The 21,788-nt window shown below is 67.5% G+C and carries 22 protein-coding genes and 1 tRNA gene; 9 read left to right on the forward strand and 14 right to left on the reverse strand.

All coding sequences use genetic code 11. The features are described 5' to 3' along the window. The 3 genes from AC4ELS_RS14625 to AC4ELS_RS14635 form a co-directional block, all read left to right on the forward strand. Nucleotides 1–622, forward strand: a 622-nt coding sequence (locus tag AC4ELS_RS14625) for a hypothetical protein (protein ID WP_499047891.1), incomplete at its 5' end; no start/stop codon positions are given. A 220-nt stretch (nucleotides 623–842) separates the two neighbouring features. Continuing rightward, nucleotides 843–1,160, forward strand: coding sequence for a hypothetical protein (locus AC4ELS_RS14630; RefSeq protein ID WP_064887007.1), 318 nt, complete (start codon nucleotides 843–845; stop codon nucleotides 1,158–1,160). A gap of 66 nt (nucleotides 1,161–1,226) precedes the next feature. Then, on the forward strand, nucleotides 1,227–1,565 hold the full coding sequence (locus AC4ELS_RS14635) for a hypothetical protein (RefSeq protein WP_448448244.1): 339 nt from the start codon (nucleotides 1,227–1,229) through the stop codon (nucleotides 1,563–1,565). 31 nt (nucleotides 1,566–1,596) lie between these two features. Here the strand turns inward: AC4ELS_RS14635 and AC4ELS_RS14640 are convergent, their stop codons facing one another. Both AC4ELS_RS14640 and AC4ELS_RS14645 read right to left on the reverse strand, forming a co-directional pair. Further along, entirely contained in the window at nucleotides 1,597–1,914 is a 318-nt protein-coding gene (locus AC4ELS_RS14640) for a hypothetical protein (protein WP_448448243.1), read from the reverse strand. 66 nt (nucleotides 1,915–1,980) lie between these two features. Next, a complete protein-coding gene (locus tag AC4ELS_RS14645) occupies nucleotides 1,981–2,526 on the reverse strand; it encodes a signal peptidase II (RefSeq protein WP_064887010.1) in 546 nt (181 codons plus the stop codon). Between the two features lie 210 nt (nucleotides 2,527–2,736). On the opposite strand from AC4ELS_RS14645, the gene AC4ELS_RS14650 reads away from it, so the two are divergent. Further along, complete coding sequence (locus AC4ELS_RS14650; RefSeq protein ID WP_448448242.1) at nucleotides 2,737–3,489, forward strand: enoyl-CoA hydratase; 753 nt, start codon at nucleotides 2,737–2,739, stop codon at nucleotides 3,487–3,489. 17 nt (nucleotides 3,490–3,506) lie between these two features. On the opposite strand, the gene AC4ELS_RS14655 is transcribed toward AC4ELS_RS14650, so the two are convergent. From AC4ELS_RS14655 to AC4ELS_RS14690, 8 genes are all read right to left on the reverse strand, one after another. Further along, a complete protein-coding gene (locus tag AC4ELS_RS14655) occupies nucleotides 3,507–4,691 on the reverse strand; it encodes a dihydrolipoamide acetyltransferase family protein (protein WP_448448241.1) in 1,185 nt (394 codons plus the stop codon). Further along, complete coding sequence (locus AC4ELS_RS14660) at nucleotides 4,688–5,773, reverse strand: alpha-ketoacid dehydrogenase subunit beta (RefSeq protein WP_499047894.1); 1,086 nt, start codon at nucleotides 5,771–5,773, stop codon at nucleotides 4,688–4,690. Before AC4ELS_RS14660 ends, AC4ELS_RS14655 begins: the two co-directional genes overlap by 4 nt. Before the next feature lie 5 nt (nucleotides 5,774–5,778). After that, complete coding sequence (pdhA, locus tag AC4ELS_RS14665) at nucleotides 5,779–6,867, reverse strand: pyruvate dehydrogenase (acetyl-transferring) E1 component subunit alpha (protein ID WP_499047896.1); 1,089 nt, start codon at nucleotides 6,865–6,867, stop codon at nucleotides 5,779–5,781. A gap of 302 nt (nucleotides 6,868–7,169) precedes the next feature. After that, nucleotides 7,170–7,976: an HpcH/HpaI aldolase/citrate lyase family protein gene (locus tag AC4ELS_RS14670; protein WP_448448238.1), complete on the reverse strand. Its 807-nt coding sequence runs from the start codon at nucleotides 7,974–7,976 to the stop codon at nucleotides 7,170–7,172. Further along, on the reverse strand, nucleotides 7,976–8,464 hold the full coding sequence (locus AC4ELS_RS14675) for a MaoC family dehydratase (protein WP_064957814.1): 489 nt from the start codon (nucleotides 8,462–8,464) through the stop codon (nucleotides 7,976–7,978). The genes AC4ELS_RS14670 and AC4ELS_RS14675 overlap by 1 nt, the downstream gene beginning before the upstream one ends. After that, the gene (locus AC4ELS_RS14680; protein WP_064887017.1) at nucleotides 8,461–9,624 is read right to left on the reverse strand and encodes an acyl-CoA dehydrogenase family protein; all 1,164 of its coding nucleotides are present in this window, start codon (nucleotides 9,622–9,624) and stop codon (nucleotides 8,461–8,463) included. Before AC4ELS_RS14680 ends, AC4ELS_RS14675 begins: the two co-directional genes overlap by 4 nt. Further along, nucleotides 9,621–11,630 carry an acetyl/propionyl/methylcrotonyl-CoA carboxylase subunit alpha gene (locus AC4ELS_RS14685; protein ID WP_498887894.1) on the reverse strand — a complete coding sequence of 670 codons (2,010 nt, stop codon included), beginning with the start codon at nucleotides 11,628–11,630 and terminating at the stop codon, nucleotides 9,621–9,623. Before AC4ELS_RS14685 ends, AC4ELS_RS14680 begins: the two co-directional genes overlap by 4 nt. Nucleotides 11,631–11,632: 2 nt before the next feature. Then, nucleotides 11,633–13,186, reverse strand: a complete 1,554-nt coding sequence (locus tag AC4ELS_RS14690) for a carboxyl transferase domain-containing protein (RefSeq protein WP_499047898.1) — start codon at nucleotides 13,184–13,186, stop codon at nucleotides 11,633–11,635. A gap of 70 nt (nucleotides 13,187–13,256) precedes the next feature. Between AC4ELS_RS14690 and AC4ELS_RS14695 the strand changes: the two genes are divergently transcribed. Further along, nucleotides 13,257–13,850, forward strand: a complete 594-nt coding sequence (locus tag AC4ELS_RS14695; protein ID WP_064887020.1) for an SACE_7040 family transcriptional regulator — start codon at nucleotides 13,257–13,259, stop codon at nucleotides 13,848–13,850. Here AC4ELS_RS14695 and AC4ELS_RS14700 read toward each other — a convergent pair. Continuing rightward, the gene (locus AC4ELS_RS14700; protein WP_498883418.1) at nucleotides 13,847–15,724 is read right to left on the reverse strand and encodes an alpha/beta hydrolase family protein; all 1,878 of its coding nucleotides are present in this window, start codon (nucleotides 15,722–15,724) and stop codon (nucleotides 13,847–13,849) included. The genes AC4ELS_RS14695 and AC4ELS_RS14700 overlap by 4 nt on opposite strands. 104 nt (nucleotides 15,725–15,828) lie before the next feature. Between AC4ELS_RS14700 and AC4ELS_RS14705 the strand changes: the two genes are divergently transcribed. After that, nucleotides 15,829–16,599: an MmpS family transport accessory protein gene (locus AC4ELS_RS14705; protein WP_499047900.1), complete on the forward strand. Its 771-nt coding sequence runs from the start codon at nucleotides 15,829–15,831 to the stop codon at nucleotides 16,597–16,599. 7 nt (nucleotides 16,600–16,606) lie between these two features. Here AC4ELS_RS14705 and AC4ELS_RS14710 read toward each other — a convergent pair whose 3' ends face one another. Then, the gene (locus AC4ELS_RS14710; protein ID WP_064887021.1) at nucleotides 16,607–17,905 is read right to left on the reverse strand and encodes an MFS transporter; all 1,299 of its coding nucleotides are present in this window, start codon (nucleotides 17,903–17,905) and stop codon (nucleotides 16,607–16,609) included. Between the two features lie 43 nt (nucleotides 17,906–17,948). Between AC4ELS_RS14710 and cmrA the strand changes: the two genes are divergently transcribed. After that, nucleotides 17,949–18,755 (forward strand): mycolate reductase, encoded by an 807-nt coding sequence (cmrA, locus tag AC4ELS_RS14715; RefSeq protein ID WP_055115808.1) that lies wholly within the window; start codon nucleotides 17,949–17,951, stop codon nucleotides 18,753–18,755. Between the two features lie 88 nt (nucleotides 18,756–18,843). Here the strand turns inward: cmrA and AC4ELS_RS14720 are convergent, their stop codons facing one another. Beyond that, nucleotides 18,844–20,427 carry a helicase HerA-like domain-containing protein gene (locus AC4ELS_RS14720; RefSeq protein WP_064887023.1) on the reverse strand — a complete coding sequence of 528 codons (1,584 nt, stop codon included), beginning with the start codon at nucleotides 20,425–20,427 and terminating at the stop codon, nucleotides 18,844–18,846. Nucleotides 20,428–20,544: 117 nt separating this feature from the next. On the opposite strand from AC4ELS_RS14720, the gene orn reads away from it, so the two are divergent. Next, on the forward strand, nucleotides 20,545–21,192 hold the full coding sequence (orn, locus tag AC4ELS_RS14725) for an oligoribonuclease (RefSeq protein ID WP_064887024.1): 648 nt from the start codon (nucleotides 20,545–20,547) through the stop codon (nucleotides 21,190–21,192). Between the two features lie 40 nt (nucleotides 21,193–21,232). Further along, nucleotides 21,233–21,305: transfer RNA gene (locus AC4ELS_RS14730), tRNA-His, on the forward strand. 63 nt (nucleotides 21,306–21,368) lie between these two features. On the opposite strand, the gene AC4ELS_RS14735 is transcribed toward AC4ELS_RS14730, so the two are convergent. Further along, the gene (locus tag AC4ELS_RS14735) at nucleotides 21,369–21,758 is read right to left on the reverse strand and encodes a hypothetical protein (RefSeq protein ID WP_131811705.1); all 390 of its coding nucleotides are present in this window, start codon (nucleotides 21,756–21,758) and stop codon (nucleotides 21,369–21,371) included. Between the last annotated feature and the right edge of the window lie 30 nt (nucleotides 21,759–21,788).

Raw genomic sequence — 21,788 nt, forward strand, 5'->3', positions numbered from 1 at the left:
CGCCGCAGCCGACCCGGCGCCACCAGAGGTTCCTGGTGCTCCCGCGGTCGCCGCCCCGGCTCCTGCTCCGGCTCCCCCACCTGGACCCGACGTGCCCCTGATGGGCGCACCCCTCGGCCCGAGTGGGTTGTCGGTACTCGGACAGACCGGGACCGAGACGGCACCTGGGCGCCTGGGCGTCCCCAATGGGGTCGACATGAGTCCCGGTGCGCTGCTCGGGCAATACACGGTGCCGTCGGCACCGGGTGGACCGCCCCCGACCGAGGCACCCAACCTCAGGGCGTTCAACAACGGAAACTTCTTCCCGCAGAACGAGAAACCGTCGGCGCCCGGTCAGGGCACCGTGGTCGGAGTCCCGCCGGGTCAGGAGAACGCGGACATCTCCGGGCTCGACTGGATGCGGAACATGCGCGACATGTACCGCAACGGGAACCTGCGTGGCGCGATGCTCGGCCAGCTGCCCAAAGAGCAACTCGGTGAACCGCTTCCGGGCACCGCACCGCCACCCGGGACGAACGTGCCTTCGGGTCTCGGTGAGTACCTGCCGGATCCGGCTGCACCGCCTCCGGCACCAGGAGGTCCGCCGGCGCCGGGAGCACCTCCCGCGCCACCTGCTCCCTGACACATTCGGGCAGCGTCCGGTAATCCCGGATGCTGCCCGATTTTCTTGGCCCCTACCGCTGCGTGAGCCGAGCCGAGCCAGACCGGCCCGGAGCTGTCGGCCGCGCAAATATTCCGTCACTTTCTGTTAACTTTCCGTACACCAGGAATACACTGACTGATGACGGCCGGGGCTACCGGTGAGAGCGACAGCATGAGATCCGACCGTCAGGAGGGTCGGGATGCTGTTCCATGCTCGATATACCAAGATCGTCGGACTGGTTGTGCTCATACCGGCCATCGCAATCGGGGCCACCCCGGTTGCCACGGCGGAGCCGACTGCGGGCAGCGGCCAACGGGCCGACGAAACGATCTCGGCCCTCAGCGCCGAGGGCTACAACGTGGCGATCAACTGGGTCGGCGGCAAGAGCACATTGTCGCTGTCGCTGTGCCGCGTCAATTCGATCCACAATCCCAACCGCGGGTCGCCACCCCTACCCAAGTCAGACGTAACGGTCTACGTCGATGTGCAATGCCCCGACGAGGGCTCGAATTCCTGAACCACGTCATACCTTTGCCGGCGGAATAGACTGGCACAAGCCGATCCGACCGCCGGAAGGGTCATCATGCGACGAGTAGTGCGTTGCGCGAAGGTGTTCACACCCTTCGCAGCGCTGTGTGTCGGCATGGTCCTGGCTCCATCTGCCGTAGCGGACCCGACGGCAGGCACCCGATCGGCCGCCGACACGATCAACGATCTCACCGCGAAGGGCTACAACGTCCAAATCAACTGGGTCAGCGGAGTCAGCAGCGAGCCACTCACACGCTGCCGGGCAACGGCGGTTCACAATCCCGATCGGTCACCCGGCGTCGACCCGTCGAACACGACTGTCTACGTAGACGTTTCGTGCCCCAACGAGCCCGACGACGACATCTGGGGTGGCATCGGAATCGGGTTCGGCTGACCCGGTCCACGCGCGTGTCGGTCAGTACGCATCAGAACGCGGCCCCGTTGGGCACCGAAGTCGTGGCATAGGGATTCGACATCGTCGTGGTCGGCGGCGCGGTTGTGTCGGACGGGGCTTCCGGGGGTGGCGGTGGCGCATTCGAAGGTCCGATGTCCTCGCTGGTGCTCACCGGCGTCTGCGGCGTCGTGCTCGTGCTGGTTGTCACCGCGCGCGACGACGGCTTCACCGGCGTCACCGGCGTCAGCCGATCAGGTTGAGGAGGCAGCACCGACTGGTGTGACGTCATCAGAATCGCGAACACCAGCGCACCGATGGCCACCACGGCCCCGATTCCGGCAAAGACCATCGCAGTGCGGGTCTCGTGCCATGCGGCGCTCGGTCGGTCGTCCCTGAACCGACCCGGTGGTCGGGATTAGTTTCCAGCATGCGGCTCCGGGCTCCGGGCGGCGCCGTTGAACGGAAAACCCGACAGCGACAACGCAATCAACCAGACCACACCTGACAGCACGGCGAGATCGGCGACGTTGAACACCGGCATCGGGCCGATGGCCAGAAAGTCGACCACGTGCCCCCGCATCGGACCAGGGGCACGGAAGAATCGATCGATGAGGTTCCCCCCGGCGCCGCCGAGGATGGTCCCCAGACCCACGGCCCACCACCGAGAGCGGACGTTCACACCGATCCAGGCGATGGCCGCAGCCACGGACAGGACGACGATGGTCAGCAGCACGGTCCGGTCCGCGGCCATCGACATGGCGGCACCGGAATTGCGGGTGAGCTCGCAGGACAGCCAGGTGCCCAACAACGGGACGGGATGGCCCGGTTCGAGCGTGCCCACCGCCAGCGCCTTGGTCCCCAGATCGAGCAGGAAGATCGCCCCGGCTGCCATGAAGAGGAGCCGACGCCGCGTCGGCGTTGCCGACTGCGCGCCAGAAATACCGGCAATGTCAGCCGTCACCGAATCATTGTCCGCTCATGCCGGCGGGACCGCTGGGCAATGGGGCCGACGTTCCGATGAACGTTTGTGGTCACCCGCGCCGAACGCCCCGCGCCGAACATCACGTGCCGAATACCCCGCGCCGAATGTCACGCCAGAGTGGCGCGCGACCGCGGGCGCCACTCTGGCGTGACGCTCACGGGCAATACCCACGGAGGCTAGGGTGGCTTGGTGCCGGATTCAGTGTTGGTCAGCGTCGACGATCACATCGCAGTCATCACCGTCAACGATCCCGATCGCCGCAATGCGGTGACCTTCGAGATGTCGGCAGCCCTGCGCGCCGCGGTCGAGGGGGCCGAGGCCAACCCCGACGTGCACGCCGTGATCGTCACGGGTGCGGGCAAGGCGTTCTGCGCCGGGGCCGACCTCACCGCGCTCGGCGAGGCCACCGAGGACGGGCTGCGCAAGATCTACGACGGGTTCCTGGCGGTCGCCAACTGCACGCTGCCGACGATCGCCGCGGTCAACGGCGCCGCAGTCGGCGCGGGCCTGAACCTGGCGCTGGCCGCTGATGTCCGCATCGCCGGCCCGGGCGCGCTGTTCGATCCACGGTTCCAGAAGCTGGGCATCCACCCCGGCGGCGGCGCCACCTGGATGCTGCAGCGAGGCGTCGGCCCACAGGTGGCCCGGGCGGCACTGTTGTTCGGCATGCGCTTCGACGCCGAATCCGCGGTGCGCCACGGGTTGGCGCTGTCGATCGCCGAGGATCCGGTGGGCGCCGCGCGCATGCTCGCCGCAGGCCCCGCCAGTGCTCCGCGTGACGTGGTGATCGCCACGAAGGCCTCGATGCGGGCCACCGCCAATCCGGGAACGGTCGACACCGACCAGCACGGGACAGCCGTTGACATCGAACTCGGTCCGCAGGCACGCTCGATCGAATCTCCCGAGTTCGCAGCGCGTTTGGCTGCCGCCAAGCGGAAGTAGCGGGCTACAACTCTCCCCTAGAGGTCCAGCACGGCGAGCTCGGGCGCCTCGACCAGGGCGCGCAGGTCAACCAGGAATGCCGCGGCCTGCGCGCCGTCGACGACGCGGTGGTCGAATACACACGTCAACGACATGGTCGGGCGGGCCGCCACCGCACCGTCCACGACGACTGGACGCGGTTTGATCGAACCCATGCCCAGAATCGCCGCCTCCGGATAGTTGATCACCGGTACGCCGTCGTCCAGGCCCAGGGCACCGAAGTTCGACACCGTGAACGTCGACCCACTGAGCTCCGCCGGGCTGAGTGTGCCGGCTCTGGCCCGCTCCACGAGCCTGGCAACCGCAGCGGCCAACTGCCGGGTCGTCGTGGTCTGCGCGTCACGGACCACGGGAACCAGCAGGCCACGCGGTGCGGCCACCCCGAAGCCCAGGTGCACAGCCGGATGCCGGTGGATCTGAGCACCTTCCGTGGTTTCCAGCCACGTGGAGTTCAGCAGTTGATGCCGCCCCAGCGCCATCACCAGCAGCCGCAGCGTGAGCACGAACGGTGTGACGGGCAGCTCCGCATCGGCGGCCCGAATCCGGTCGCGCAGCTGCAACAACGCACTGCAATCGACCTCGACGCGGGCGTGGGCATCAGGAATTTCCTTGTGCGACAGAGACATCCTTCGCGCCATGGCGGCCTGCACGCCAGTGACATCGAGATTCTCCGAATTACCCGCGGCGGCCAGCACATCGTCGCGGGTGACGATCCCCTCGGGCCCGGATCCCGGGGCAAGTGCGTCGAGGTCCACCTGCAGATCAGCTGCCAGTTTCCGCACCGGTGGTTTGGCACGGGCCCGGTCACCCATTGGTGGCGTTCGCCTACTGGCATCCATGCTGTCGTCGGCGCCGTATCCGACCAGCACCGATTTACGCGGCGTCGCACCGTTTTTCGCAGGAAGGGTGGGGGCAGCGGCCGGCTCACCGGCATCGATCCGGACCAGCAACGACCCGACGGTCAAGGTGTCCCCTGCCGCGCCGCCGAGTTCGAGCACCTGCCCGGCGAACGGGCTGGGGATCTCCACCTCGGCCTTGTTCGTCTCGACGGTGCACAGTGTCTGGTTGAGTTCGACCGTGTCGCCCACCGCGACACTCCAGCTGGTGATGGTGGCGTCCTGCAGGCCCTCGCCGAGATCAGGGACCAGAAACTCGCGGTTCACGGCTGTTCCAGCGCACGCTCGACACAGTCGAGCAACCGGTCGACGCCGGGCAGCCACGCCTTCTCCAGCCGGGCAGGGGGATACGGTGTGTCAAAACCCGTGGCGCGCAACACCGGTGCCTCAAGGTCGTAGAAACATTCCTCGGAGATCCGGGCGGCAAGTTCGGCACCGAAGCCCAGAGTCCGAGGGCCTTCGTGCATCACCACCGCGCGACCGGTGCGCTGCACCGCGGCCGCGACTGTGTCGAAGTCGAGCGGGTTGAGTGATCGCAGGTCCACCACCTCAAGGCTCCAGCCGCGGTCGGCGGCCAGCTCGGCAGCGTTGAGCGCGGTGCCCACCAGCCCGCCGTAGGTGATGACCGTGACGTCGGTTCCGTTGCGCCGCACCGCGGCCCGGCCGATCGGCGGCGCAGGTGCGCTCGTGTCGACGAGTTCGCGGGCCCAGTAGCGCCGCTTGGGCTCCAGGAAGATCACCGGATCGGGGCTGCTGATCGCATACCGCAGCAGCCAGTACGCATCCAACGGGGTCGACGGTACGACGACCTTGAGGCCGGCGGTGTGCAGCCAGTACGACTCAGTGGACTCCGAGTGATGCTCGACCGCGCCGATACCGCCGAACGACGGAATCCGCACCGTCACCGGCATCTTCACGTCACCGTGGGTGCGCATATGGTACTTCGCCAGGTGGCTGGCGATCTGGTCGAAGGCCGGATAGCTGAATCCGTCGAACTGCATCTCCGGGACCGGGATGAAACCGCGGATCGCCAAGCCGATGGAGATACCGATGATCGCCGACTCGGCCAGTGGAGTGTCGAAGCACCGGTCGGCACCGAAGGTTTCGGCCAGCCCCTCGGTGACCCGGAAGACGCCGCCCAGGGTGGCGACATCCTCGCCGAACACCAGGACATGTTCATCGGCGGCCATGGCGTCACGTAGCGCCCGGTTGATGGCCGCGACCATGGTCAGTTCGGCGACCGCAGGCTCGGACCGCGGGGGCGCGGGCCTTCTGAGCGGAGTCAGCTCCCGCTCCCACGGGTCCGGCGAATCCCCCTGAGCGGCAGGACGATCGATGATCTGGGTCATGGGTCTCACGCCTCCTTCGCCAGTTCGGCCAACAACTGATCGCGTTGGCGTGCCAGATCCGGGGTGGTCTCGGCATACACGTTGTCGAACAGCTCGGCCGGATCGGCGTCGGCGGCTCCGACGATCGTGTCGCGCAACTCTGTGCGCAGCCGCAGTGACCGCGCCGCGACTCGTTGCTCGAGACGGTCGTCGAGCACTCCGGTGGTCTGGAGGTAGGTGCGGTAGCGCGCAATCGGATCACGGGCCAGCCAGTCATCGAGCTCACCGGCCGACCGGTAGCGGGTGGGATCGTCGGAGGTGGTGTGCGGACCCATCCGGTAGGTGACGGCCTCGATGAGCGTGGGACCGCCGCCCTGCCGGGCACGTTCGGCCGCCTCTGCCATCACCGCATAACAGGCCAGCACGTCATTGCCGTCGACGCGGACACCCGGCATGCCGTAGCCGGTGGCGCGGTGCGCGATCGACGGCCCGGCCTGTTGCCTGCTGACCGGCACTGAGATTGCCCACTGGTTGTTCTGCACGAAGAACACGCACGGCGCCTTGAACACCGAAGCCAGGTTGAGCGCTTCGTGCGCGTCACCCTCACTGGTCGCGCCGTCGCCGAGAAATGCGACGGTCACCGAATCCTCGCCGAGACGTTGGGCAGCCATCGCCGCGCCGACGGCATGAAGTCCGTGAGTGCCGATCGGAATGGCGATCGGGGCGACGCAGCGCCCGGTGAACTCCGTGCCCCCGTGCCACTTGCCTCGCCACACCGCACCCATCTGGCCCGGCGTGATGCCGCGCAGCAAGAACGCGCCGATCTCCCGGTACTGGGGGAACAACCAGTCGGTCTTGCGTAGGCAGGCCGTGGCCCCGATCTGCGCGGCCTCCTGACCCCGACACGACGCGTACAGCGCCAGCTCACCCTGGCGTTGCAGGTTGATGAATTCCGTGTCCAGATCGCGGGTCACCACCATGGACTCGTAGAGCCAGGCCAGGGTTTCGTGGGGCAGATCGCGGCTGAAGCGGGTCTCGGCGGTGGGTGACCCGTCTGCGTCCACCAGGCCTACCGGGTCCAGTTCGACACTCGGTGCCGCATACATCCCAGCCATCCCGCCTCCTTCTCAGGTGACGGCATGTCGCGCCGCCAGTCCGTGAGGTGCTCAGAGCAGCGGCGGTACGTGCAAAACCCCTGGTGAGAGGCCTCCGGCTAATGCCTGGGTGTGGCGCTAGTCAGACGATCCGCTCGGCCCGTCGCAGCACTGGGGCATATCGCCATTATGCGCCCGAACCGAGTTCGGCCGGGTCCATCGCCGGTAACGATTGGGTGCGTGTCGGAGACGCCGGCGAGCAGACGCTGCGGTACCCCAGAAACACTGGTTTCGGGTACCGACGCGTCTGCTCGCGGTAGCGACTAGGGGGCCAGGGCGACGATCCGCTCGGCCCGGCGCAGCACCGGGGCGTCGACCATCAGACCGTCGTGCTGGAAGACGCCGCGTTCGGTAGCCACCCGGGCGAGTACTGCCCGCGCCCAGCTGATCTGCTCATCGGTGGGCGCATAGGCCGAGCGGATGACGGCGACCTGTGTGGGGTGAATCGCCACCTTGGCGTCGAAACCGACCGCGACCGCGTCGTCGGACTCGGCCCGCAGGCCGTCGAGATCCTTGATGTCGAGGTACACCGAATCCAGCGCCAGCTTCCCGTAGGCCTTGGCCGCCAGCAGGGTCTGCGACCGCACGTGCTGGGCGACGTCACGGTAGGTGCCGTCAGGCCACCGGTTGGCGGTGCCACCGGTGACCGCGAAGAGGTCCTCGGCTCCCCACATCACCGCGAAGGCGTTGTCGGGCTGCACCAACTCGACGACGTTCAGCGCGGCCAGCGGGGTCTCGATCAACACCACGACATCCAGCGGGGCCAGGGCGCGCACCTGATCGGCATGCTCGGTCTTGGCCAGCATCACGGTGGTGTAATCGGTTGCGGCGACTGCCTTCAGGTCCAGTTCGTGATCGGCGGTGTCGGTCGGGTTGACCCGCACCACGGTGCGGGCCGGATCCAGCCGCGTGTCGATCAAGGCCTGGCGGGCGGCGGAGCGGTCCTTGGCCGCGCATCCGTCCTCGAGATCGAGGATCACCACATCGGCTGCCGCCGCGGCCTTTTCGAATCGCTCCGGACGGTCGGCCGGGCAGAACAGCCAGCCTGGACCGGGTGCCTGGAGTGCCATCAGGAATCCCCCTCCGGGCGCATCCGCATCAGGGCCTTGCGGGTAGCCGTGGCCACGATGTCACCGTGCTGGTTGCGGCCGGTGTGCACGAACGTGACGATGCCCTCGCCGGGACGGCTCTTGGATGCCCGCTTCTCGGTGACGACGGTCTCGGCGTAGAGCGTATCGCCATGAAACATCGGCTTGGGGAAAGCGATTTCGGAGAACCCCAGGTTTCCGACGGTGGTGCCCTGGGTGAGCTGAGAGACAGAGAGCCCGACCAGAGTGGCCAGCGTGAACATCGAGTTCACCAGCCGCTGGTTGAACGGCGGCTGCTGCTCGGACCAGGCCGCATCGAGGTGTAGCGCCTGGGTGTTCATGGTCACCGCGGTGAACAGTGTGTTGTCGGCCTCGGTGATGGTGCGCCCGGGACGGTGCAGGTAGCACACTCCGGTCTCGAACTCCTCGAACCAGAGCCCACGCTGTTCGATCACTCGCTCCTCGGTCACAGACCCGCCTCCCGCGCGATCAGCATCAGCTGCACTTCGGTTGTCCCCTCACCGATTTCGAGGATCTTGCTGTCCCGGTAGTGACGCGCCACCGGGTACTCGTTCATGAAACCGTAGCCGCCGAAGATCTGGGTGGCGTCGCGGGCGTTGTCCATCGCCGCCTCGCTGGAGACCAGCTTGGCCACCGACGCCGCCTTCTTGAACGGCTTGCCGGACAGCATCAACGCCGCGGCGTCGTAGTACGCGGCGCGGGCAGTGTGGGCGCGGGCCTCCATCCGGGCGATCTTGAAGGCGATGGCCTGGTACGTGCCGATGGCCGCGCCGAAGGCCTGACGTTCCTTGGCGTACTTCACACATTCGTCCACGCAACCCTGCGCCACACCGACGGACAGCGCCGCGATGGCGATGCGGCCCTCGTCGAGGATGCGCAGGAAGTTGGCATAACCGCGGCCGCGCTCACCCAGCAGGTTCTCGGCGGGTACCCGGACGTCGTCGAAGCTCAGGGGGTGGGTGTCCGAGGCGTTCCAGCCGACCTTGTTGTAGGCCGGTTCGGCGGTGAATCCCTCGATGGGCACGGGCACCAGGATCGACGAGATCTCCTTCTTGCCGCCGTCACGTTCGCCGGTGACCGCGGTGACCGTGACCAGCTTGGTGATGTCGGTACCGGAGTTGGTGATGAACTGCTTGGAGCCATTGATAATCCAGTGGCCGTCGTCCATCTTCGCGGTCGTCTTGGTGGCGCCGGCGTCGCTGCCGCCGCCGGCCTCGGTCAGGCCGAAGGCGCCCAGCGCCTTGCCACTGGCCAGCAGCGGCAGCCACTCTTCCTTCTGGGCGTCGTTACCGAAGCGGTAGACCGGCATGGCGCCCAGGGAAACCCCCGCCTCCAGCGTGATGGCCACGCTCTGGTCCACCTTGCCGAGTTCCTCCAGGGCCAGGCAGAGCGCGAAGTAGTCGCCGCCCATGCCGCCGTACTCCTCGGGGAAAGGCAGTCCGAACAGACCCATGTCGGCCATGCCGGCCACGACCTCATACGGGAACGAATGTTCCTCATCGTGTTTCGCGGCCACCGGGGCGACGACGCTCTGGGCGAAGTCGCGGACGGTCTTGGCCAGTTCCGCGTAATGGTCCGGCAAGGTGCCGGTGGACAGAAAGTCCGTCATTGCTCGTTCTCCTGTGTTGCAGCGGTAATCCGGGCCAGCGGCTGGCCCACCTTGACCTGGTCGCCGACGGCGACAAGTAGCTCGGCCACACCATCGGTGGGCGCCGTCAGGGCATGCTCCATCTTCATCGCCTCCACGGTGACGACCATGGTTCCGGCGGTCACCTCGGTGCCGCTCGCAACGCCCACGGCGACAACCGATCCCGGCATGGGGCTGACGAGTTCGGCGTTGCCGCTGTGCTCGTCGTCGGGTCGCACCGGCGCCTCGCGGACCTCCTCGACGAGGTAACTGCGTCCGGCGCCGGAGAGCCACAGCTGACCGACACCCCCGCTCAGTTGCGTGGCGACCAGGTACTCGGCCCGCATCCCGTCGAGGGTGAGGGTGAACCGATCTCCGACGAATGCCGCGCTGACGGTGTGGGTTTCACCGTGCTCGACGGTGGCCGTGGCCTGATCGGGAGTACCGGTGAGGTACACGTGGTCGGTGCGCTCGCCGGCCCGCAGCCGGAACGCCGCGGGGGCACGCTCCCCCACCCGCCAACCGGTCGGCCGTGCCCACAGATCGTCGCCGGCCTCGGTCCAGTTGCTGATCCACTGGTAGGCCGCCGCGGCGATCAACTCGGCGTCGCCGAGGGCCTTGGGCGCGAAATCCGGCGCCCGACGGTCCAGCAGGCCGGTGTCCAGTCGGCCGGCCGCCACATCGGGATCGGCCAGCAGGAAGCGCAGGAACTCGGTGTTGGTGGTCAGGCCCAGTACCGCTGTATCGGCCAGCGCCCGGTCCAGCTTGTGCAGCGCCGCGGCCCGGTCGGCGCCGTAGGCGATGACCTTCGAGAGCATCGGGTCGTAATCGCTGCCGACGACCGTGCCCGCGGCCAGGCCGGAATCCACCCGCACGCCGGGCCCGGTCGGCTCGCGCAAGCCCAGTACCGGCCCTCCCGTGGGAAGGAAGCCGTTGGCCGGGTCCTCGGCGTACAACCTGGCCTCGATGGCATGTCCGGTCATGACGATGTCGTCCTGGCCGAGCACGAGCTTCTCCCCCGCGGCAATGCGCACCTGCTGCTCCACCAGGTCCACACCGGTCACCATTTCGGTGACCGGGTGTTCCACCTGAAGCCGGGTGTTCATCTCCATGAAGAAGAACTCATCGGGCGCATCCGCGGACACGATGAATTCCACCGTGCCGGCGCCCGTGTAGTCGACGCTACGCGCGGTGTCGCAGGCGGCGGCCCCGATGCGAGCCCGGGTGGCCGGATCCAACAGGGGTGACGGCGCTTCCTCGATGACCTTCTGGTGGCGGCGCTGCAGGCTGCATTCGCGCTCCCCCAGGTGGATCACGCTGCCGTGGCCGTCGGCGAGCACCTGCACCTCGATATGGCGGGGCCGCAACACGAATCGTTCCAGAAACAGGGTGTCGTCACCGAACGCGGCCGCGGCCTCGCGACGGGCGCTGGTCAGCGCGGCAGGCAGATCGGCAGCCTGTTCGACCACACGCATGCCCTTGCCACCACCACCTGCCGACGGCTTCACCAGAACGGGGAACCCGACCTCGGGTGCGCCCGCGATCAGCTCGTCATCGGTCAGGCCTGGACGCGAGATGCCGGGTACGACGGGGACGCCGAACGCGGACACCGCGGCCTTGGCCGCGATCTTGTCGCCCATGGTGGCGATCGCCGAAGCGGGCGGGCCGATGAACACGATGCCCGCGGCCTGCAGTGCGGCGGCGAACTCGGCGTTCTCGGAAAGGAATCCGTAGCCGGGGTGCACTGCCTGCGCACCGGTGCGCTGCGCAGCCGAAACCACCGCGTCGATGTCGAGGTAGCTCTGCCGGGCCGCGGCCGGTCCGATACGGACGGCCACGTCTGCCTCTGCGACATGTCGGGCGCCGGCGTCGGCGTCGCTGAACACCGCCACCGACCGGATGCCCATGGCTCGCAGCGTGCGGATGACCCGCACCGCGATCTCGCCACGGTTGGCGACGAGGACTGTGTCGAATAGGGAGAGGCTCATCATCACATCCGGAATACGCCGTAGGAGACCGGCTCCAGCGGAGCCTGGCCGACAACCGAAAGAGCAAGTCCGAGCACGGTTCTGGTGTCGGCCGGGTCGATCACCCCGTCGTCCCAGAGCCGGGCCGTCGAGTAGTACGGGTTGCCCTGATGCTCGTACTGGGCCCGGATCGGCGCCTTGAACTGCTCTTCTTCTTCTGCGCTCATGTCGCCGCGCACCGTGGCCAGCACCGAGGCGGCCTGCTCGCCGCCCATCACCGAGATGCGGGCATTGGGCCACATCCACAGGAACCGCGGCGAATAGGCACGCCCGCACATCGAGTAGTTGCCGGCCCCGTAGGAGCCGCCGATCACGACGGTCAGCTTGGGCACCCGGGCGCAGGCCACCGCGGTGACCATCTTGGCGCCGTGCTTGGCGATACCCGAGGCCTCGTAGTCGCGGCCGACCATGAACCCGGCGATGTTCTGCAGGAACAACAACGGGGTCTTGCGTTTGTCGCACAGCTCGATGAAATGCGCTCCCTTGAGCGCGGATTCGCCGAACAGCACACCGTTGTTGGCGACGATGCCGACCGGGTGGCCGTGGATGCGGGCGAACCCGGTGACCAGGGTGGTGCCGTACTCGGCCTTGAACTCGCTGAACTCGCCGCCGTCGACGATCCGGGTGATCACCTCGTGCACGTCATACGGCACGCGGGAGTCGACCGGGGCCACGTCGTAGAGCTCGCTCTGGTCGGCGACGGCGTCCACGGTGGGTGTCACGGCCCAGGGCGGGGCCTCGGCCGGCCCGAGGGTGGCGACGATGTTGCGCACGATCCGCAGCGCATCACGGTCGTCGTGGGCCAGATGGTCGGTGACACCGGAGGTCTTGGAATGCAGGTCACCGCCGCCGAGGTCCTCGGCGGTCACGACCTCACCGGTCGCGGCCTTCACCAGCGGCGGACCTCCCAGAAAGATCGTGCCCTGGTTGCGCACGATGACGGCCTCATCGCTCATCGCGGGCACATAGGCGCCACCCGCAGTGCACGAGCCGAGCACCGCGGCGATCTGGGCGATGCCCTGCGCGCTCATCGTGGCCTGGTTGTAGAAGATCCGGCCGAAGTGCTCGCGGTCGGGGAACACCTCGTCCTGACGCGGCAGGAAGGCACCGCCGGAGTCGACGAGATAGATGCACGGCAGCTTGTTCTGCAGCGCGATCTCCTGCGCACGCAGGTGCTTCTTGACCGTGACCGGGTAATACGTGCCGCCTTTGACGGTCGCGTCGTTCGCGACGATCAGGCATTCCCGGCCCGACACCCGGCCGATGCCCGCGATCATCCCGGCACCGGGACACTCGTCGTCGTACATCCCGTCGGCAGCCAGTGCGGCGATCTCCAGGAACGGGCTGCCCGGGTCCAGCAGCCCGTCGACCCGATCGCGGGGCAGCAACTTGCCCCGGTCGACGTGGCGTTGACGGGCCCGCTCGGGGCCGCCGAGTGCGGCGGTGGCGAGCTTGGCGCGCAACTGCCCAACCAGCGCCAGATGCTCCTCGCGGTGCGATGACAAGGCAGCTCCCATTTCGGTTAATGACGACTAACTCGTGCTAGGTTAGTTTTCATTAACTGAGTTGTCTACCCCCGGAGGCGCCATGTCCGACAGCGCCGTCACCCGTCGCAGCAAGGCGAAGTCCGACCGCCGCAGTCAACTGATCGCTGCCGCCGAACGGCTTGTGGCCGAACGCGGTTACCTCGCGGTACGCCTGGAGGACATCTGCTCTGCGGTCGGCATCTCCGGGCCGGCCATCTATCGGCACTTCCCCAACAAAGAGGCCCTGCTGGTCGAACTGCTGGTCGGGATCAGTACCCGCCTGCTCGCCGGAGCGCAGGAGGTCACCGCCCGCAGCGCCCCGCCCGCCGACACCCTGAACGGCCTCGTGGACTTCCATCTCGACTTCGTCTTCGGCGAGCCCGACCTGATCCGTATCCAGGACCGCGACCTGGCACATCTGCCCGACACCGCCAAGCGTCAGGTGCGGCGGTCCCAGCGGCAGTATGTCGAGATCTGGGTGGCGGTCCTGACCCAGGTGAACCCGGATCTGGCCGAGGACGACGCCCGCGTGATGGCTCACGCCGCGTTCGGCCTGCTGAACTCGACCCCCTACAGCGTGAGACCCGCTGTCCCCAAGACACATTCCCGCGCGGTACTGCGCCGGATGACGCTGGCCGCGCTCACCGCCGACTAGACACCGAACGCCTTGGACAGCCAGCGGGTCGCCGCATCGACCAGCACGGCGCGGTTCTCCCGTTTGACGATCTCGTGGCCGTCGTCGTCGAAGATCAGCAGTTCGGCGGTGCGCCCGAGTGCCACCAGCGCCTCGTACATCTGACGGGATTCGTCGGGCAGCACGTTCGTGTCGTTGCCGCCGTGCACCAGCAACAGCGGGGCGATCACGGCATCCGCCCTCGGCAGCGGCGAAAGCCGTTCCAGCAGATCACGATCCGCGACCGGGTGGCCGTACTCGGGGTAGGAGGCGGCGGCGATCCACTGCTCGGTGGTGTGGTAGAAGCTGTTCAGATCGCTCATCCCGCAGATGCTGATGCCGGCGACGAACAGCTGCGGATGGAAGGCCAGCGCCGCCTGGGTCAGATAGCCGCCGTACGACCACCCGGTACAGGCCAGCCGATCGGCCGGCGCAACACCCTGGTCCACCAGATACTTCGCACAATCGGCGACATCGTCGATCGCGGCGAACCGCAACTCCTTGTCATCGGCGTGCACGAAAGCCCGACCGAACCCGCCCGAGCCGCGCACGTTCGGCGCCAGCACCGCAAAACCGGCCTCCAGCAGCGCCGGGAAGATCTCGTTGTATTCGGGCCGCGCCTGTCCCTCAGGGCCACCGTGCAGGAACATCACCGCACCCACCGTCTCCCCCTGCGGCCGGTACAACCACCCGGTGAGCTCCAACCCGTCGCGTGCGGTGATCCGCTCCAGCGTCGGCGCCGCAGTCAGGGGCCCGCTGCTGGGTTCCCGGTCGATCCGCTCCCATTCCAGTGAGCGCGGATCGACGAGTTCGACGGTGCGCGGCAACGACGGCCCCTGCACGGTCACCGCCACCATGGACCCGCCCGCGCTGATGCTGAGCTCACCGGCGACCGGACCGGGCATGGGAATCGGTGCCGACAGCGATTCGTCGGCATATTCCAGGACCTGCAACTCGCTGCGGCCGTCGATGTTCCACAACAACGCGACGGTGGACATATCGTCACTGACCACGAACTCGTCGAGCTCATAGCCGGCCCGTTCGGCGACGACGTGGTACGTCACGCCCTCGGCGGTCACCGTCACCTCCAGCAGACGGGCGTGCGCGGCGCCGTTGTCACTGCGGATCAGGGCCCGCACGAAGCCTTCGGTGCTGCCCGGCTCATAGGTGCTGGCCGGGTAGTACAGGGTGGTCTCACCTTCGACGCCGCTGCGGAGCCGTCGCGGGGTGTGATCGTCGAGGATCACACCGAAATCGGTGACCGACCCGGGATCCGATGGCAGCAGCGCGATCTCGGTCAACCCCCACAGCATGATGAGCTCCTGGTACCCACGCGGTCCGACCCGCACCAGCGAGGCGCCCGCCCACGCATCGACCAGCCGCCCGCCCGACCGTCGGTCGAGAATGAGGGTGCCCCCGGTCGCCGGGTCGATCAGGCACGAGCTGCCGACACCGTCCTCTCCGGTGAGGATCGCCGCGACCTGGCTGCCGTCCCAACTGATCAGTTCGGCCGTGCCCTCGGCGTTGGGCGGCCAGTAGTCGATCCGGCGCGCGTCACGGTCGTCGGGATCGGTCGTGACCACCCAGATCTGGCTGCGGGTCCCACCTTCGGGGGCCACCTGGCACGCCAGCCAGTGGCCGTCGGCGGAATGGATGACCTTCGTCACGGGCCCGACCACGGGCAGTTCGACGTCGCGCGAGGAACTGGCCCGCCATCCGCGCAGGAAGCGCTGCACCGCCCGCGGATAGCCGCCATCGTCGACCAAGTGGGCAAATGCCGTCGCATCCGGTGACAACGACGCGCCGTAGTTCACCCGCACATGCCGATCTGCGGCCACCTCGCGTCCTCCCGTCACTTGCGCAGTCCACTCCAGCATCTCTCATCACCACTCGATCCCTGGGACCTCGGCCGCAGCGGACTGAGCGCCCGCACAGGTACCCTCGCAGCCATGAGGTGGGCATGACAGATTCACCACGCCGCGACACGTCCGAGCCGACCCAATCGTTCGGTAGCGGCTACCCCGTGGACTATCCAGATCCGGCGTACTCGAACCAGCCGCCGTATCAGGGTGCGTACCCGGCTGTGCCCGGTTCGGCGCCGCAGCCGGGCCCGAATCCCACCCAACAGCTACCGCCATACTCTCCCTACGGGTACGACGCAGGCGCAACCGGCCAGCCGCCGGGCGCACCCACTCCGCCGCCGGGTACCCCGCCCGAACCCGACGGCCACGAGCCCCGGCTCTGGTTGTGGATCCTTGCCGCCGTGGCAGTCCTGGTCGCGCTCGGCCTGGTCGTCGCGCTGGTGATCGCCAACGGCTCCAGCCAGGAGACCGTGGTCGCACCGCAACCGATCACCCCGCAGCCCAACTTCAGCACGCCACCGAAGACACCCACCACGACCTCGCGGGCGCCACGCCCGGTCCCGGCACCCACCACGGCCCCGCCCACGGAGACCACGCCCGGGCCCACCGAGACCGTCACCTATGAGGTCGCCGGTGAGGGCCGGGCCATCAACATCACCTACCTGGACACCGGAAACGTGTTGCAAACCGAGTTCAACGTCATGCTGCCCTGGAGCAAGCAGGTCGAATTGGCTCAGCCGGCGACCGAAACAGCCAGCGTGAGCGTCGTGAATTTCGGCCCCGAGGTGGCGTGCACCGTGACCGTCAACGGCGTGCAGACCCAACATCGGACCGGCTCGGGAATCACCATCTGCGTCGGTACGGCCTGAGCCCGGCTCAGTGCGCGGGCACGGCGGGGCTGGGCTGCCGGGCTGGCACCCGCACGGCCAACATGCCCGCCAGCCCCAGCGCCAGCACCAGCACCAGTCCGCCCATCCCGGCCCGGTCGGCGCCGAACACATTGATGAAGATGGAGAACAGCAACGGCGCCAGGGGGGACGCTGCGCGTCCGACGGTGGTGTAGAGCCCGAACGCGACGCCCTCCTTTCCGTCCGCGGTGATCCGCAGCATCAAGGTGCGGGCCGAGGCCAGCGTCGGCCCGATAAACAGACACAGCAACAGGCCGCACACCCAGAAGGCCACCGGTCCTGACAGCACCAGCAAGGCCAGCCCCACCGCGATCAGGGAGACCAGCGATCCGACGATGACGGACTTGGAACCGATCCGGTCATCGAGCTGCCCCCCGATGACGGCCCCGAGCGCGGCGATCACGCAGGCACTGATCCCGAACAACAACACGTCTGCCTCGGAGATGCCGTAGACGCTGACCCCCAGCACCGCGCCGAAGGTGAACACCCCGGCCAGCCCATCGCGGAACACCGCGCTGGCCAGCAGGTAGTAGACCACGTTGTGGTCGCGTTGCCACTCGCCGCGGATCTCGGACCACAACTTGCGGTAGGCGCCGAAGAAGCCGACCCGCTCAACAGGGGGCGCATCGGTCACCGGCGGCACCATCACGAACATCGGCAGCGCGAACAACGCGAACCAGACCGCGGTGAGCAGCATCACCGCTCGCACGTTCTGCCCGTCTTCGGTCTGGATACCCAGCGCGCCCCCGTCACCGGCCATGAATCCGACGTAGGCCAGCAGCAACAGCACGACGCTGCCCCCGTAGCCCATCGCCAGGCCAAGCCCGGAGATCCGCCCTGACGTCTCCGGGGTGGACAGCTGTCGCAGCATGGCGTTGTAGGGCACGGTGGCCAGCTCGTTGCAGGCCGCGGTGCAGGCCAACAGGATCAACCCCGGCAGCAGGTAACGGTGGTCGTCGCGGATCAGGCTCATCGCCGCGGTGAACGCCACGGCGGCACCCGTCATCACCGCCAGTACCCGACGCCGCCGCTGCGGCGCGTCGACCCAGATCCCGACGGCGGGCGCCAGCAGCGCCACCGCGAGACCGACGGCGAACATGGCCCAGCCCAGCCAACTGGCCGGCGAGGTGTCGCCGGGCAGGTCCGATCCGACGCCTTTCGTCAGATACACCGAGAACACAAACGTGATGACGATGGCGTTCAGCCCAGTCGCGCCGCAGTCCCACAGTGCCCACGCGAGCACCCTCGCCCGCCGGGGGTTAGTCATGACCGACACCTTATGGGTTCGGACGCCTTCTAGGATTGGCCGCATGCCAGTACCCGCACCCAGTCCGGATGCCCGTGCCGTCGTCACCGGCGCCTCGCAGAACATCGGCGAAGCGTTGGCCACCGAACTCGCTGCCCGCGGCCACCACCTGATCATCACCGCCCGACGGGAGGACGTACTGACGTCACTCGCGCAGCGCCTCACCGAGCGTTACGGGGTGACCGTCGAGGTGCGCGCCGTCGACCTCGCCGACCCCGCGGCCCGAGGCGTCCTGTGCGACGAACTCGCCCAGCGCGAGATCTCGATCCTGTGCGCCAACGCGGGCACCGCGACCTTCGGCCCGGTCAACGACCTCGACCCGGCCGGAGAGAAGGCACAGGTGCAGCTGAATGTGCTCGGTGTCCACGATCTGGTGTTGGCGGTGCTGCCCGGAATGGTCAAGCGCGGCTCCGGCGGCATCCTGACCTCGGGCTCGGCGGCCGGTAATTCGCCGATCCCCAACAACGCCACCTACGCGGCGACCAAGGCGTTCGCCAATACCTTCAGCGAGTCGCTGCGCGGCGAGCTCAAGGGCGCCGGCGTGCACGTCACGGTGCTGGCGCCAGGCCCGGTGCGTACCGACCTGCCCGACGAGTCCGAGCAGTCTCTGGTCGAGCGGCTGATCCCCGACTTCCTGTGGATCTCAACCGAATACACCGCCAAGCTGTCGCTGGACGGTCTGGAGAAGAACAAGATGCGGGTGGTGCCCGGCGTGACCTCCAAGGCCATGTCGATGGCCAGCGGATACGCACCGCGGGCCATCGTCACCCCGATCGTGGGCGCTGTGTACAAGAAGCTCGGCGGCGGCTAGCTTCTCCCGCTTTTTCGCCGAAATGGCATTCCAGCAGCGAAACATCGAGTAACGCCCTGCCGGAATGCCATTTCGGCGGACGTGGGGACTACCGGCGGCGGCCCGTCCCGAAGATGCTGCGGGTGATCTCGCGACCGATCACGGTGCCCGCCGACCGCATGGCGCTCTTGAACGCCGAGCTCTTGAGCACCTGCTCGAGCACCCCCGGCTCGGCCGGTTGCGCCGGGGCCGGCATGGCCTCGATCTCACCTGACGCCTCGATACCGCCGAAGCCGCCCGAATCCTCCGGCGACGGCGGTGGGGCCAGCTTGGCGGCCAGTTGCTCGTAGGCCGAATCCCGGTCCACTGTCTGGCCGTACGTCGCCTGCAGCGGGCTGGCCTTGGCGGCAGCCGTGATCGCGTCAGTGCCGATCGTGTCCATCAACGACCGCGGCGCCCGCATCCTCGTCCACGCCACCGGTGTCGGCGCACCCTTCTCCGAGAGCACCGTGACCACAGCCTCGCCGATACCCAACGACGTCAGCGCCTTCTCCAGGTCGTAGACATCGGTCTTCGGGTAGGTGCGCACGGTCTTCGACAGGGCCTTCTGATCGTCCGGGGTGAAGGCGCGCAACGCATGCTGCACCCGGGCACCCAGCTGTGAGAGCACATTGTTGGGGACGTCCGTGGGCAGCTGCGTGCAGAAGAACACGCCGACCCCCTTGGAGCGGATCAGCTTGACGGTCTGCTCGACCTGCTCCAGGAACGCCTTGGACGCGTCGGTGAAAAGCAGATGGGCCTCATCGAAGATGAAGACCAGCTTCGGCTTGTCGATGTCACCGACCTCGGGCAGCGACGTGAACAGATCCGCCAGCACCCACATCAGGAACGTCGAGAACATCACCGGGCGCGCGGCCTGCGAACCCAACTCCAGCAGGCTGATGATGCCGCGGCCCTGCGCGTCGGTGCGCAGCAGATCCTTGGGCTCCAGCTCCGGTTCGCCGAAGAACGAATCGGCGCCCTCGGCCTCCAGGTTGACCAGGGCCCGCAGGATGACACCCGCCGTCGTGGTCGACACCGCGCCCAAGGCCTTGAGTTCGGGCTTGCCCTCGTCGCTGGTGAGGAACTGGATCACCGAACGCAGGTCCTTGATGTCCAGCAGCGGCAAGCCCTTCTGATCGGCCCAGTGGAAGATCAGGCCGAGCGTGGACTCCTGAGTTGTGTTGAGCCCCAGAACCTTTGACAGCAGGATCGGCCCGAAGCTGGTGATCGTGGCCCGCACCGGGACCCCGATCCCTTCGGTGCCCAGCGACAGGAATTCCACCGGGAAGGCGGTCGGCGTCCAGCTGTCGCCGGTGTCCTTGGCCCGCTGCGCGGTCTTGTCGTTGGCCTCGCCGGCCTTCGACAGCCCCGACAGATCGCCCTTCACGTCGGCCATCACCACCGGGACACCCGCCGCGGACAACTGCTCGGCGATCACCTGCAGCGTCTTCGTCTTGCCGGTACCGGTGGCACCGGCGATCAACCCGTGCCGGTTGACCGTGGCCAGCGGAATGCGGACCTGCGCGCTCGGGTCGACAGTGCCGCCTGTGTCGTCGGGGACGAACACAGTTCCCAGCTCCAACGCCTGGCCTTCGACTGCGTAACCGGCAGCAATCTGCTGCGCGGGCGTGGCTGTCGATTCGGTGGTCATGCCGCGGTCCTCCCAGTTTTCGCGAACGAGCCAATCGGGGTCTGACACTACTTGTCAGGCGGCGCGCGCGGTGGGTGTGACGGCTCGTTGTCACGTGTAGGAATACTGTGGATCTTCGTGCGAGACGAACTGGTATGGATCGACTGCGAGATGACCGGCCTGGACCTCAAGTCCGATCGGCTGATCGAGATCGCGGTTCTGGTCACCGACGCTGACCTGAACATCCTCGGTGACGGCCTTGACGTGGTCATTCACACCGACGACGAGGCGCTGTCCTCCATGGTCGACGTGGTCAAACAGATGCACACCCGGTCCGGGTTGATCGAGGAAGTCCGGGTGTCGACCGTCGACGTGGCCACCGCCGAGCAGATGGTGCTCGACTACATCCGCGAGCACGTCAAGACGGCCAAGGCCGCTCCCCTGGCCGGCAACTCGATTGCGACGGACCGTGGCTTCATCGCCCGCGACATGCCCAAACTCGACGATTACCTGCACTACCGGATGATCGACGTCAGCTCGATCAAGGAACTGTGCCGCCGCTGGTACCCCCGGATCTACTTCGGCCAGCCGGAGAAAGGTCTCGCACACCGCGCCCTGGCCGACATCCACGAGTCGATCCGCGAACTCAAGTACTACCGCTCAACCGCGTTCGTCGCCCAGCCCGGGCCTTCTACCAGCGATATCGCTGCGATCGCCGCCGAGCTCGGCCCGCCGAAGAACGACGCGACCGAAACCGATTCGGCGGTAGGACACCCGAGCAGTTAGTATCTACGAGCCGCATACGCCGAAAGGCAGCGCGGCGATGGTGGCTGTAGTTCAGTTGGTAGAGCACCAGGTTGTGATCCTGGCTGTCGCGGGTTCGAGTCCCGTCAGCCACCCCGATATCGGGGACGCCGTCTGCGCAAGCAGGCGGCGTTTCTGGTTTCGGGCCTCGATGAAGCTCAACTCGGTTGTGGAAGCCATTCCAGTGGATGCAGGCAGAGCCACGCGCTGAACGCCAGCGTCGTCGCGGCGAACACCAGCACGGGGAGCCGGCTCAGCACATTTCGCCGCACTGCGATGACGACGAGGCCGAACATCACAGCCGCCTGAGCGTAGACCGCGAACGTCATAGGCCAACCGTCGTCGAAGACCCGCACCACCGGCCAGTAGAGCAGCAGGGCGAAAAACCCCACGTACAGTGCCGTCACGGCGGCAACGACCGACAGTCCGCCGATCATCAGAACCCTGGCCGCCACCTGGAGATCAGGCGCATCAGGGCCGTAGCGGCGCAACAGCCAACCGGCCAGAGTGCACACCAACGCACCTAGCAGCAACCAATCCCAACGCACGCACAGAGTCTGGCAGCTGCGTCAGCGGTG

The organism is Mycobacterium shunyiense (genome assembly GCF_058270035.1).